Source organism: Agathobaculum sp. Marseille-P7918, from assembly GCF_964248325.1.
Taxonomy (GTDB): Bacteria; Bacillota; Clostridia; order Oscillospirales; family Butyricicoccaceae; genus Agathobaculum.
In genome coordinates, this window is the sequence record NZ_CAXTXI010000007.1 from 49,584 (window position 1) to 62,919 (window position 13,336).

Here is a 13,336-nt window from a genome sequence, read left to right on the forward strand (position 1 = left end):
AAGTTATAAATTTCTTTCCATATAATCCTTGGTCTCCTGATAAAATACGCCTAACTTTCCAATATACGACTCTTTCCACGGTTTGTTTCTGCCGCAATAGTGAATAATAACAGAATTCTTTCTGACCCAATCTAAATTGATTCTTTTCTCAAAAGCTGCGTAACGCTGATAAAGTATTTCCGTCATATTGTAGCGAAACGTATCCAATGGGAAAATCCTGCTTCCATACAGGCTGCTGATAATGTCCTGATCCGGCAAAAACAGCACGGACTTTTTCTTCTCGATAAATTCAAATACATCCTCTAGGCGCTGCTCTTTGCGTAGAAGCGCAAGATTCATCAGCATCACGCCGGAATTGATATAGGGCGTTTCCTCCTCCATATCCAGACGCACTTCGTTTAGCTTTCGCAAAACAGGCCCTGTATGAGACGCTGCAGCAAAGTAATAGTCTCTCATGGGCATAACATACAGTTCTCTGAGTGATTTATTAACAATTAAATCAGGATCCAGATACAACACCCGATCCAATTGCTGCGGCAAGTATCTGGCAGCAAAAATGCGATAGTAGATTTCAACAGGATATCGAGATGTTGTTGGAGCATTTTCCAATTCCGCATCCGACACCTGTATCGCAGTTAACGTACCTCGGTCACCGAGAATGTGTCGTGTTTTGGTCAGAGCTTGCTCACGAACGGAAGAATGGAGCAGATATACATTAAAATGGGCATCCAGATTACTGCGCAACAGCGAGACAAGCATCACATTAAGACAGGGAATATAGTTTTCATCCAAGGTTACCAAGATGTTCATTGTTGTTTGATCCATAACGTATACTCCTGATATTTTATTTTCCCGTTTCAAAACACAGGAAACGCAGATAATAAAATTGCTGATTTTACATTCATTGCAGAAACAACAGCTGAAAGAAATAAGTAAGGCAAGTATGCTAAAGAATTTTGCATTTTTTTGAACCTTACTTATTCAAAATTATTCTGTTGTTTTCTTTCTTGACAACATAAAACCGACCAAATATAATCATAAGCATCCAATATAGATTTCACAACAATCAGTTTTACAGCATTTGATATAAAAGAAACAACCTCCGCGTTTTTGTTGCATTCGTTCCGGATGATTTTTTGAAAAGAGGGCTTCAATGGTACAGGAAAATCAAAGAATCACGCTTACAAAACGGCTTTTGAAAGAGGCTCTTCTCCGTCTCCTGCGCACATCAACTGTGGATAAAGTCAGCATCACACAATTATGCAGTGAGGCATCTGTAAACCGCGGCACCTTTTACAGGCACTATGAATATCCCAGAGATGTTCTGTTGGATATTGAAAAAGACTTTCTCGAATATATGTCAAAACAGTTTGACTATGCTGTTTCTCCAGCAGATAAACAGCAGTATTTCGAGAATATGTTCGGCTTTATGCTGGAACACGCAGATTTAATTAAAATATTTATCAAGAATGCGTCGGATGATGACTTTCCCAAAATGTTTGAAAAATTATATTCGCACAATTTCCTCAAAGGCCGGCAGAATCATATATCCAACGACTTTGACGAAGACAGCAGGTTTCTTCTCACATCCTTTTATGCGGGTGGAATCTATTTCTTTTTAAAGTTTTGGCTTTTTCATGACATCGAAAAAACACCAAAGGAGCTTGCTGCGCTCTTTGTTGAAATAAGCAACAAGGATTTTATATAGGGAGTTAACAGAGCCTGCTGTTTTGATATCGCCCTCTGCCAATTTGCATTGCGTTTCATCTTCGCGGAACCTGCATAACTTCTTTGCCAATTCACAAAAACCTCAGACCGAAAGCATCTTGCCCGGTCTGAGGTTTTGTTTGTTCTGTCGCTGTGCAAAAAGCGGTTCCTTGCCGGCTCTCCGCACTGAGATTAAGTTGATGCTATCCCCTTGCTCAACGTGCGCTGGCGCTCTTCGGCACGGGCTGCAGCTGAGGTCAAGGTAAATTTATCGTGCATACTTGCTGATTTCGCGCTGCAGCATAGATTGAAATACTTGTCTTGAAACTAATTGTCCGAGTCCTCCTTTTGCAGGATTGATATTATCTACAAAGAAGTTTCTTCGTGATTTGTGATAATAAAAAAGGGAGAGAATGATACCTTACATTCTCTCCCTTATTTTTTGGACTTTTCTGCGCTTAAGCGGGCAAATTTTTGCTATGATGCGAAGAAACGCTGCAATTTTGTGCGGCAGCATACAAAAAAATTACGAAATTGCAATGCCGGAAAGCGCTGCCATCTTCTTCCCTGCAAAGTGCTGGAACAACGCGATCACCCGTCCTACGCCGATGACTGCCAGAACGGTTCCGATACCCACGCCCACCAAATGGTCTGCAAGCAGCAGGCCCAAGGTGATTGTGATGGTGATGTTCAAAAGGTCAAAGCAGTTTTTGGTAAAACCAACATTTTTGTGAATGCAGTCTGCAATGGTCTGCACAATTCCATCCCCAGGGTTAGGGACAATCCGCATGGACAGCGACATGGCAGCGCCGACGCCGGTGCAGACTATGGCCAGAATCAGAACCAGCAGGCGAAGCGGAAAGTGATCATTCCAGTTGTCTGCACCGGAAGAGAAATCCGGCAGAAACGAGCCGAACAGATTCAGAAACCGGGTAAAAATCAGGCTGAGCGGGATTTGCAGAATATCCATCAGCAAAATCAGTTTTTGATTCTTTTGCGGGCTTGTTCGTCCCCGTACGAAATGCAGAACCAGTTCGACTGCAACGAAAATACAGTAGAGAACCATCGTCATGTCTCCGAAGTTGCATCCGAAAATCTCCGATGTGCTGTAAGAGACAGAAATAATCGGAGATACCCCCAAACCCGCTTTGGTGTTCAGCGTCAATCCCATTGCCAAAATGAGAAGCCCTATAATATAGAATACTGCTCTGTAATAAATCTGTTTTTTCACGAAATCGTTCTTCTTTCTTTCCCGGAATAATACTATCTACTCTATTATAGTATGAATTCCGGGAATTTCAAGAATGGCGATTTTATATTGCTTTACTGCATATCCTCGGTTTCCTCTAAGATTTGGCTGAAGAGAAAAGGAAACTATAGTAGAAGATGAGGTGATATACCGTGCGGAGTATCAAGCAAGGGACAACGTAACCGTAACGCTGTCCGCGCGCAATAGCGCGTCTGCCGCCGCATCAAAGTCGGTCATATGTCCGAGCTTGGTATAGCTCCATGAATTTGCTCCATAGAAAAACACGATGGAATTGCTGTTATACAGAACGATGTCCCCCGGCTCGGTTGTCATTTGGGCATCGTCCGCTGTAAGCGACTGCGGCAGTGCGCCGACCTGCTCAAAACCGCCGTATGCCTGGGTCTGTATGGTCAGTTCCCCGTCCGCCAAGAGCGCTCTTAAGTCCTCTACCGCGCGGTTTTCCTGCCACTGGACGGGAATTTCCGTGCCGTTTATGCTGAGGATGATGGTCTGGTCGGACGCACTCTCCCCTTCCGCCGTCTCTTCCGATGGCTGCGCGTCCGATGGGTTGGAAACAGACGGCGCAGCAGGCGTGTCCGTCGTAGCGGGCGGTGTTTCGCATCCGGTCATGCCCATGCAGACGAGCAAGGTCAGCATCAGTTTGGAAAGCATGTGATACGCACCTCCTGTAACATGCGAATGTTTCAAGGGTTTACTTGAGGTATTCGTTAAAAAATGCGGCCATTTTGTCAAACGGAATCACATCCAGATTGTCATATAAATCGGTGTGGACGGCACCGGGAATCAGCATCAGTTCCTTATTGTCGCCGGTCAGCTTGGCATAGGCATCGCGGCTGAAATAACAGGAATGCGCCTTATCGCCGTGAATCACCAGCACCGCGCTGCGGATTTCCTGACTGTATTGCAGGATCGGCATGTTGAGGAAGGACAGCGACGAAGTGACGTTCCATCCGTCGTTGGAGTTCAGAGAGCGGGGATGATAGCCGCGCTCGGTCTTATAATAGGCATAGTAGTCCTTGACAAAATCGGGCGCATCCGTGGGCAGCGGGTCAACCACGCCGCCGGCGCGGGCATAGGTCCCGTTTTTGTAGTCAGCCGTGCGCTGCGCACAGAGCGTTTTGCGCTTTTCAAAGCGCGCCTGCTCGCTGTCCTCCGCGTCAAAATAGCCCTTTGCCGTGACACGGGTCATGTCATACATGGTGGAAGCGACCGTAGCTTTGATGCGCGGGTCAATTGCCGCCGCGTTGAGCGCCATGCCGCCCCAGCCGCAGATGCCGATGATGCCGATGCGTTCGGGGTCTACGTTCTCCTGCACGGAGAGCAAATCCACCGCCGCTTGAAAATCCTCGGTGTTGATGTCCGGCGAAGCAACATTGCGCGGGAATCCGCCGCTTTCACCCGTGAAAGACGGGTCAAAGGCGATGGTCAGAAAGCCTTTTTCCGCCATTTTCTGGGCGTACAGACCGGAGGCCTGTTCTTTCACCGCCCCAAACGGGCCGCTGACGGCCAGCGCGGGAAGCAGGCCGTCCACGCCGCGCGGCGCATACAGGTCGGCTGCCAGTGTGACACCGTATCGATTGTGAAAGGTGACTTTCTTGTGCTCCACCTGCTCGCTGCGCGGGAAGGTTTTGTCCCATTGCGTACCCAATTGCAGATTTTCCATATTCGCTGCTCCTTTTCCTTTGACGGGGTTGATATTCTGTGATAGGATAATTGTAATACCTAAACCTGACTTTAGGTCAAGATGTTTTTGCGAAAGGTGTGGAAAGGGCATGTACACAATCGGCGAGGTATCCAGAATGTTTACTATTCCGGTTTCGACGCTGCGGTATTACGATAAAGAGGGATTATTTCCCGGGATGCGTCGGGATTCCGGCATCCGAAAGTTCGGTGAGCAGGAAATCGATGCGCTGCGTGTGATCGAGTGCCTGAAAAAATCCGGTTTGGAAATCAAGGATATCAAACGGTTTATGGAATGGTGTGTGGAGGGCAGCAGCACCTATCCGGCGCGGCTGGAGCTGTTCCGCCGGCAGAAGCAGTGCGTCGAGGAGGAACTGAGCCGTTTGCAGCAGGTGATGGCGATGCTGCGGTTCAAGTGCTGGTACTATGAGCAGGCGATACAGGACGGAAACGAGGAACGGCTGCGCACATTAACGCCGGAGGAGATGCCGGAGGATATCCGGAAAGCCTATGAGCAATCTCATCCGACCTTGGGCGAGTAATACGCAGCAGGCAGCCGGATGCATCCATCTCTTTGCCGCACCGTCTTGACAAATACGGTGAAGCGGCATATTATGTAATTAGTTACTTATTGAAATGAGGGGAAGCCATGCCGGGTATGATGCCGTTCGGATTGAAAATTGCTATCATCAATCGGGCCTTTCACAAAAGGTTGGATGAAAAAGCCAGCGCCATGGGGCTGACGTCTGTGCAGCTGCGGGTGTTGGGTTCGATCAGCCGCCTGGAGGAGACCGGACAAAGCGAAATTCATCAGAATGATTTGGAGCGCATTGAGCATGTGACGCATCCTGCCATGACCAAGCTGCTGCAGCGGCTGGAAAGCAAGGGATTTATCCGGTGTGTTCCCAGCGAAATCGACCGGAGGTATAAAAAAATCACCTGTACGGAGCAGTCAAGCGGCATCCATCGGATGATTTTGGCGCAGGATGAAGAGGTTCTGTCCGAGCTGTGTAAAAACTTTACACAGGAGCAGAAGCAAACCCTGCTGCAAATGGCGGATATGCTATTGAAAAATATTGAGGCGGAATAAATCTTCCGGTTGAAAAAAACACAATTCCCCGGGCAGTGTGCCGAGGAAATCGCTCCGGTGCGCTGCCTGCTATAATACCTAGATAGGTAACTAGTTACTTAATAAGGAGAGAACAAGAATGGAAAAAATCGTTTCAACAAGCAAAAGTCCTTTTGCAACCGAGCCGGTCGGCCGGTTGATTTTAAAATTTGCGATTCCCTGCGTCATTTCCCTGCTGGTCAACTCGCTGTACAATATCGTCGACCAGATTTTTATCGGCTGGGGCGTTGGCTATCTTGGCAACGGCGCGACCAACGTCGTGTTCCCTATTACAATTATCGCACTCGCGCTTTCGCTGATGATCGGTGACGGCGGCGCAGCATTTCTCAGCCTCAAACTCGGTGAAGGCGATATCGACAGCGCGAAAAAGGGCGTGGGCAATGCCGTTGTCATGGTGACGGCGGTCAGTATCATCCTGATGGCGATATTTCTCATTTTCATCAATCCGATTTTGAACTTGTTCGGCGCAACCGATGCCCTGCGCACCTATGCGCTGCAATATGGTTATATCATTGGCATCGGTTTGCCGTTTATGATGATTCCGGCCGCGCTCAACTCCATGATTCGTGCGGACGGCAGCCCGAAATATGCCATGTTCTCCATGATTCTCGGCGCCGTCATCAATACGATTTTTGACCCCATTTTTATCTTTGTGTTCCATATGGGCGTTCGTGGCGCCGCTATCGCAACCGTCATGGGACAGGTAGCAACCTTTATCATGTCCGCCATCTACCTTTTCCATTTTAAGACCTTCCGTTTCGACGCTGCTGCTTTCCGGCTCAAGCTCAAGATCTGCGGCAAGGTGCTGAGCCTTGGTATCAGCAGCTTCATCACACAGATCGCCATCACGTTCGTTATGGCTTTGTCCAACAACCTGCTGGTTGCATACGGTGCGCAGTCCATTTACGGTTCGGAAATTCCGTTGACGGCGATGGGTATTGTGATGAAGGTCAACCAGATTTTGATTTCCATTCTGGTCGGTATCTCCACCGGCGCACAGCCGATCATCGGTTACAACTACGGCTCCAAGAACTTCCTGCGCGTGCGCAAAGCGTTTGATATTGCAGTAGTCGCATCCGAAATCGTGGCAATTATCGCTTTTTTAATCTTCCAGTTCGCACCGATGAGCGTGGTTTCGCTGTTTGGTTCGGAGGAAGGTCTGTATAATGAGTTTGCCGTGCTGTCGTTCCGTATTTTCCTGCTGTTCTGCCCGCTGACCGGTTTCCAGACCGTCATGGCGATTTACCTGCAGGCCATCGGCAAGCCGGTAAAATCCGCTATCCTTTCGCTGTCCCGTCAGATCATTTTCTTTGTGCCGACAGCAATCATTCTGCCGATGTTCCTCGGCGTGGTCGGTGTTCTGTGGACCGGTCCGGTGGCAGACGGCCTGGCATTCCTGTTCTCGCTGATTCTGCTTATCTATGAGAGAAAGCAGTTAAAAGAGGACCCGGCAGCGGCATAAATTAGGAGAGCAATCAAACATATAGGTTCAGTGGAAGGAGACGTCAGATATGAAAAACCGAGTCATTACCATCAGCCGTGAGTTTGGCAGCGGCGGCCGCACAATTGGAAAAAAGGTAGCAGAGGAGCTGGGGATTCCCTGCTATGACAGCGAGCTGCTCCAGAAAATTGCAGAGCAAAGCGGGTTCAGCGAAAACTATATCAAGGACGCCGGCGAATATTCGCCCGGCGGATACCTATCCTCCGCTTTTTCCCATCGGTCAACCGGCCTGAATAACGCGGATTATCTTTGGACGATTCAGTATAACATCATCACTGAGCTGGCGGAAAAAGGGCCGTGCGTCATTGTCGGCCGCTGTGCGGACTATATTCTGCGGGACAAAGCGGATTGCCTGCGGGTGTTCATCCATGCGGACATGAAATTCCGTGCCGAGCGCATCGTCAAGGTATACGGTGAACGCGAAGCCTCTCCGGAGCAGCGCCTCAAGGACAAGGATAAGCGTCGCGCGATTTATCACCGGTTTTATACCAATATGAAGTGGGGCCATGCGCAAAATTATGATATCACCCTCAACAGCGGAACGCTGGGGATTGATACCTGCGTGTCCATCATCAAAGGGCTTTACTGATGGTGCAGCTTATGCCGCAGCTTGTGGTAATACCCATCCACGTGGATGATATAAATGATGCCGCCGATGACATAGGCGATAGCAGTCAGGGCAAAGCCGGTCGGCAAGCCGATGGTTTCCTGCAGGCAGCCCATCAGCAGCGAGCCGATGCCGATGCCGACGTCATAGGACAGCATATAGGTGGCGTTGGCAACGCCGCGCTTGGGGGCGGGGGTAGTGCCGGTTACAAAGGACTGGAACAGCGGCTGCAAAATGCCATAGCCAAGTCCGAAGAAATAACCTGCGACCAGCATGTGTACGCCGGTGGACAAAAAGAGGTAGCTTGCCATCGTGCAAATCAAAATCACCAGGCTGATATAGACCAGAACGCGGTGCTTGGCGGCGTCAATCATCTTCTGTGTGGATAATTTAGAGGTCAGCATACCGGCAACAAGGCAGATATAGAAGTAAGGGAGAAAGGGCGTTAAGCCCTTTTCCTGTGCCAAAATGGAGGAATAGGCAATCACCGCTCCGTAGGGAATCATCAAAAACATCATGTTGAACATGAACGGAAGTGCGGAAACATGGATGGTGTCTTTAAACGCAAACTTTTTCCGTTCCACCTTGGGATAGCGGATGCGGCAGCAGGCAACGCAAATCAGAGCGACTACGGTGATGCCGAAAATCGTCAGGAAGGAGGCTTTGCTGCTCATGTTGTTCTGTACCTGAATGCCGACATAGGGGCCGACCGCCATGCCGATGGATACCGTAAAAGCAAAGCGGCTGATGCCCTCGGTGATTTTGGTCACCGGCAGCACATCGCTGGCCAGCGTCATGGTGGCCGAGCCGCAGACCGAGTATACCGCGCCCATGTACAGGCGAATGACAATCAGTGCACCGAACAGCGGAAACGCGATAAAGCTGGGGAAAGACAGGCAGAACAGCGCCAGAAACAGCAGATAGACGTGATAACGGTTGAAATTATCCAGCAAATAGCCTGCAACCGGACGGAACAGAATGGTCGCTACGGACATGGCGGTCAGCACGATACCGATTTTCGAGCCGGTGATGCCGATTTCCTGACAATAGATGGGGATAATGGGGATAGATGCATAAAACGCTGCCAGTACCAGCAGGTTGGTGATAAAGAGAAGGATGAATTTTCGGTTCCAGATTTTTTCTGTTTGTTCCATGTGCGTAAAGCTCCTTTATGGGTGTGGATAAAAAATAGTGGCAAGTGCCACTATATTAGAATAACATGGGAAAATCACCGCGTCAATATCCGGTTGCAATTGCAACCAAAATGGCTTATAATAGCAACCAGCAGAAGGGAGGCTTGTGCATGCCTTACATCATGGACAGTCCGTTCAAAGCCATATCGATTTTATATCGAAAATCGCATATTTGGCTCAATAACGGCTGTGTCCCCTACCATTTGACGGCGGCGCAGGCCGTAGTTATTCTGATTGTCTGCGATTTTGACGGCTTGACGCAGGATGAAATCACCAAGCGGCTGTCGCTGGACAAAAGTGTGATTGCCAAAACCGTTACCAAGCTGGAGGAAACCGGCTTTCTCATCCGTTCCACCAACGCAAAGGATAAGCGCACCTATGATATCCACCCCACGGAAAAGGCGTGGGAGGTGTATCCGTTCATCAAAGAGCAGATTGAAGCGTGTTTCCGGCAAATTACGCAGCACATGACGGACACCGAACGCAAGGAGTTCCAGCGGCTGCTGCTTTTGGCCGCAGAAGCGGCCCTCGCGCTGGAGGATTGAGCTTTTTCGATTCGAGAAATTGGTGCAGAGGCTTATGAAAGACAAAACCCGTTCAGTCGGTAAAAGATTACCGGCTGAACGGGTTTTCCTGTCATAGGCTATCAGAAAAGCATTTTGGGAAATTGGGAAATTATGCGTTGGTATCGTCCGCCATTTTGCGGTATTTCTCATAGCGAGCCTTGATGTCGCAAATTGCCTTTTCATAAAGGGCATCCGCACGATCGGGGAAATTATTTTTGAGCGACGCAAAGCGATTTTCGCCCATCAGGTAATCCATCAGTTTGCTGGTATCCGGCTCGGGAGAATCCAGCTGGAAGGGATTGAGTCCCTGCGCCGTACGGCGCGGGTCGTAGCGATACAGCTGCCAGTATCCGCATTCAACCGCTTTTTTCATTTCGGTCTGCGTGCAGCTCATGCCTGCCTTAATATGCTGCTCAAGGCACGGGCAGTAGCAGATAATCAGCGACGGACCCGGATAGGCCTCCGCTTCGCGGATGGCCTTGAGCGTCTGCGCCTGATCGTAACCGATGGCTACCTGTGCGACATATACATAGCCGTAGTTCATAAAGATGGCGCCGAGATCCTTCTTGGCGATCTGCTTGCCGCCCGAGGCAAATTTTGCAACCGCAGCGGTCGGCGTTGCCTTGGAGGACTGTCCGCCCGTGTTGGAATAAACTTCGGTATCCAGCACCATCAGGTTCACATCCTGATTCTGCGCAAGCACATGATCGATGCCGCCGAAACCGATATCATAGGCCCAGCCGTCGCCGCCGATTGCCCATACGGATTTTTTCGACAGATACTCCTTGTTTTCCAGCACAAAGGCGACATCGGGCGTGTTTTCGACATCGTTCAGCGCCGCAATCAGTGCATCCGACACCGCGCGGGATTGCTCGCGGTCATTCCAGTTAGCCAGATAAGCGTCGATTGCATTCACTGCGACACCTGCTTTGCGCAGGGATTCCAGATGCAGGAGGATTTCCTTGCGGATGGCATCCTGTGCGTGGAAGAAGCCATAGGCAAATTCCGCATTATCTTCAAACAGAGAATGTTCCCAAGCCGGGCCAAAGCCGCGCTTATCCTTGCAATACGGCAGGATGGGAGCGCCGCCGCTGTATGCAGAGGAGCAGCCTGCCGCGTTGCCGATGTACATATGGTCGCCCACCAGCTGGCTGACCAGCTTGATATAAGTGGTTTCGGCACAACCGGCGCAGGCAGCGGAGAACTGGAAATAGGGCTTTGCAAACTGGATGGACTTCATGTTCTTATCGCTGATGACATCCGGCTTGAGATAGCGTTCGTTCATAGCGACTGCGTCAAAGTTGTTCTGTTCTTCCTTCATTTCTTCAAACGGCGTCATGGTCAATGCGCCCTCTACCGGGCAGGCTGTCAGGCAGACGCCGCAGCCCAGACAGTCATAGGGAGAAATCTGCATCCGATAGGAATACGACGGCGCATCCTTGCCCAGGCCCTTGGCCGGGACGGTTTGGAAGGAGGCCGGTACGCTTGCCTTCTCCTCTTCGGTCAGCAGAACCGGGCGGATGGCCGCATGCGGACAGGTAGCCGCGCAGCGGTTGCACTGTGCACACTTGCTGCCGTCCCACTTGGGCACCTTGGTGGCAACGCCGCGCTTGGCATAGGCCGAAGTGCCGTTTTCCCAGGTGCCGTCCAGCACGCCGTGCTTCTGGAATACCGAAACCGGCAGCTTATCGCCCTGCTGGCGGTCCATGGGGAGTACAATATCCTTAACAAAAGGCGTGGCCTCGATTTCCTGCGCCGGGGCATCGACTGCATCGGCCCAGCTTGCCGGAATATCCACCTTGACGGCGGCGCTGATGCCGACGTCAACCGCCTGATTGTTCAAATCAACAATCTTCTGCCCAGCCTTCTTGAAGTAGGAATTATAGTTGTTCTTCTTCATATCCTCCACCGCGACATCCAGCGGGATGACTTTGGTCAGGGCGAAGAAGGCTGCTTGCAGGATGCTGTTGGTGCGCTTGCCCAGACCGATTTCAGCGGCGAGCTTTGCAGCGTCGATAATGTAGAACTGGGCATGTTTGCGGCACAGATCGCGTTTAACCTTGGCGGGCAGGCGTGTTTCCAGATCCTCCACACTCCACGGGCAGTTGAGCAGGTAGATACCGCCATCCTTGAGATCCTCGGTGGTGTCATACTTGCTGACATAGGTCGGCGCGTGTACCGCAACAAAATCCGCAGCCGAAACAAGGTAGGTCGAGCGAATCGGTTCGTCGCCAAAGCGCAGATGCGACTGTGTCAGGCCGCCGGATTTCATGGAATCGTAGGAGAAATATGCCTGCGCATACTTGTTGGCCGTCAGACCGATGGTCGTGATGGCGTTCTTGTTCGCGCCCACCGTGCCGTCGCCGCCGAGGCCCCACAGCTTGCAGGAAACCTGACCGGGATGCGCCAATTCCACTTCCTGATAGTCCAGAGAGGTGTGGGTCACGTCGTCGAGAATACCGATGGTGAAGTTGTTTTTCGGGGTATCCTGTGCGAGGTTGTCATAGACGGCAATCAGCTGGCCGGGTGTGGTGTCCTTGGAGGACAAGCCGTAGCGGCCGCCGATGACCTGAATATCGCCGCGTCCTGCCTGATGCAGCGCAGTGCAGACGTCCAGATAGACCGGCTCACCAACCGAACCGACTTCCTTGGAGCGGTCGAGCACTGCAATCTTTTTGCAGGTTGCCGGAATGGCCGCCGAAAAATGCGAAACCGAAAACGGGCGGTACAGGTGGATCTGCACCATGCCGACCTTGCGGCCGTGTGCGTTGAGGTAGTCTACGGTTTCCTTGAGCGCTTCCGAGGCCGAGCACATCACGACAATGACCTCTTCGGCATCCGGCGCACCGTAGTAGTTGAACAGATGATAGTCCCGGCCGGTCAGCTCGTTGATTTTGCCCATGTAATATTCGACCGTCTCGGGCACAACGGCGCTCTTGACGTTTGCGCCTTCCTTGCACTGGAAATAAATATCCGGGTTTACGTTGTTGCCGCGGTTGGTCGGATGCTCGGGGTTGAGCGCCTGTGCGCGGAATTGCTTGAGTGCGTCATAGTCGATGAGACCGCGCAAATCCTCATAGTCGAGCGCTTCAATGCGCTGCATTTCATGCGAGGTGCGGAAGCCGTCAAAGCAGTGCATGAACGCATATTTGGCGTGAATGGCCGACAGGTGCGCGACCGCGCCCAAATCCATCGCTTCCTGCGGCGAGGAGGACATCAGCATGGCATAGCCGGTGGTGCGGCAGGTCATAAAGTCGGTGTGATCGCCGAAGATGGAATGGTGGTTGGAGGTGACCACACGGGACGCGATGTGCATGACATTGGGAAGAAACTGACCGCCCATCGCATACATGGCGGGGATCATGAGCATCAGACCCTGCGACGAAGTAAACGTCGTCGTCAGAGCGCCGGCCTGCAAAGCGCCGTGGCAGGTGCCCGCGGCACCTGCTTCGGACTGCATCTGAATCACATCCACGGTCGAGCCAAACAGGTTCTTCCTGCCCTTGGCAGACCATTCATCCACCTTTTCCGCCATCGGGGAGGACGGCGTGATCGGATAGATCGCAGCCACCTCGGTAAAGGCGTAGGCAACATGGGCTGCAGCCGTGTTTCCGTCCATCACGGCGTAGTTTTTCTTCATTGGACTTTCATCTCCTATATCGACAGATACTTATTTTGGCATA

General features: G+C 51.0%; 12 protein-coding genes. 6 read left to right on the top strand and 6 right to left on the bottom strand.

All coding sequences use genetic code 11. The features are described from left to right. Positions 1 to 3: 3 nt before the first annotated feature. Complete coding sequence (locus ACESSO_RS10520; RefSeq protein ID WP_373165165.1) at positions 4 to 825, bottom strand: glycosyltransferase family 8 protein; 822 nt, start codon at positions 823 to 825, stop codon at positions 4 to 6. Positions 826 to 1,153: 328 nt separating this feature from the next. Between ACESSO_RS10520 and ACESSO_RS10525 the strand changes: the two genes are divergently transcribed. Continuing rightward, on the top strand, positions 1,154 to 1,708 hold the full coding sequence (locus ACESSO_RS10525; protein ID WP_373165166.1) for a TetR/AcrR family transcriptional regulator: 555 nt from the start codon (positions 1,154 to 1,156) through the stop codon (positions 1,706 to 1,708). Positions 1,709 to 2,233: 525 nt separating this feature from the next. Here ACESSO_RS10525 and ACESSO_RS10530 read toward each other — a convergent pair. The 3 genes from ACESSO_RS10530 to ACESSO_RS10540 all read right to left on the bottom strand — a co-directional run bounded on the left by ACESSO_RS10530 (position 2,234) and on the right by ACESSO_RS10540 (position 4,640). Beyond that, positions 2,234 to 2,938, bottom strand: coding sequence for a YitT family protein (locus tag ACESSO_RS10530; protein WP_373165168.1), 705 nt, complete (start codon positions 2,936 to 2,938; stop codon positions 2,234 to 2,236). Positions 2,939 to 3,118: 180 nt separating this feature from the next. Continuing rightward, a complete protein-coding gene (locus tag ACESSO_RS10535) occupies positions 3,119 to 3,628 on the bottom strand; it encodes a cyclophilin-like fold protein (protein ID WP_373165171.1) in 510 nt (169 codons plus the stop codon). A 40-nt stretch (positions 3,629 to 3,668) separates the two neighbouring features. Further along, positions 3,669 to 4,640, bottom strand: a complete 972-nt coding sequence (locus tag ACESSO_RS10540) for an alpha/beta hydrolase (RefSeq protein WP_373165172.1) — start codon at positions 4,638 to 4,640, stop codon at positions 3,669 to 3,671. Between the two features lie 109 nt (positions 4,641 to 4,749). On the opposite strand from ACESSO_RS10540, the gene ACESSO_RS10545 reads away from it, so the two are divergent. From ACESSO_RS10545 to ACESSO_RS10560, 4 genes are all read left to right on the top strand, one after another. Then, positions 4,750 to 5,199 (top strand): MerR family transcriptional regulator, encoded by a 450-nt coding sequence (locus tag ACESSO_RS10545; RefSeq protein WP_373165173.1) that lies wholly within the window; start codon positions 4,750 to 4,752, stop codon positions 5,197 to 5,199. A gap of 107 nt (positions 5,200 to 5,306) precedes the next feature. Beyond that, on the top strand, positions 5,307 to 5,747 hold the full coding sequence (locus tag ACESSO_RS10550; protein WP_373165174.1) for a MarR family winged helix-turn-helix transcriptional regulator: 441 nt from the start codon (positions 5,307 to 5,309) through the stop codon (positions 5,745 to 5,747). A gap of 118 nt (positions 5,748 to 5,865) precedes the next feature. Then, positions 5,866 to 7,248 (top strand): MATE family efflux transporter, encoded by a 1,383-nt coding sequence (locus ACESSO_RS10555; protein WP_373165176.1) that lies wholly within the window; start codon positions 5,866 to 5,868, stop codon positions 7,246 to 7,248. A 49-nt stretch (positions 7,249 to 7,297) separates the two neighbouring features. Further along, positions 7,298 to 7,876 carry an AAA family ATPase gene (locus ACESSO_RS10560; protein WP_373165177.1) on the top strand — a complete coding sequence of 193 codons (579 nt, stop codon included), beginning with the start codon at positions 7,298 to 7,300 and terminating at the stop codon, positions 7,874 to 7,876. Here ACESSO_RS10560 and ACESSO_RS10565 read toward each other — a convergent pair. Continuing rightward, the gene (locus ACESSO_RS10565) at positions 7,870 to 9,048 is read right to left on the bottom strand and encodes an MFS transporter (RefSeq protein WP_373165178.1); all 1,179 of its coding nucleotides are present in this window, start codon (positions 9,046 to 9,048) and stop codon (positions 7,870 to 7,872) included. The genes ACESSO_RS10560 and ACESSO_RS10565 overlap by 7 nt on opposite strands. 149 nt (positions 9,049 to 9,197) lie before the next feature. On the opposite strand from ACESSO_RS10565, the gene ACESSO_RS10570 reads away from it, so the two are divergent. Next, a complete protein-coding gene (locus ACESSO_RS10570) occupies positions 9,198 to 9,632 on the top strand; it encodes a MarR family winged helix-turn-helix transcriptional regulator (protein WP_373165179.1) in 435 nt (144 codons plus the stop codon). 130 nt (positions 9,633 to 9,762) lie between these two features. On the opposite strand, the gene nifJ is transcribed toward ACESSO_RS10570, so the two are convergent. Further along, a complete protein-coding gene (gene nifJ, locus ACESSO_RS10575; protein WP_373165181.1) occupies positions 9,763 to 13,293 on the bottom strand; it encodes a pyruvate:ferredoxin (flavodoxin) oxidoreductase in 3,531 nt (1,176 codons plus the stop codon). Between the last annotated feature and the right edge of the window lie 43 nt (positions 13,294 to 13,336).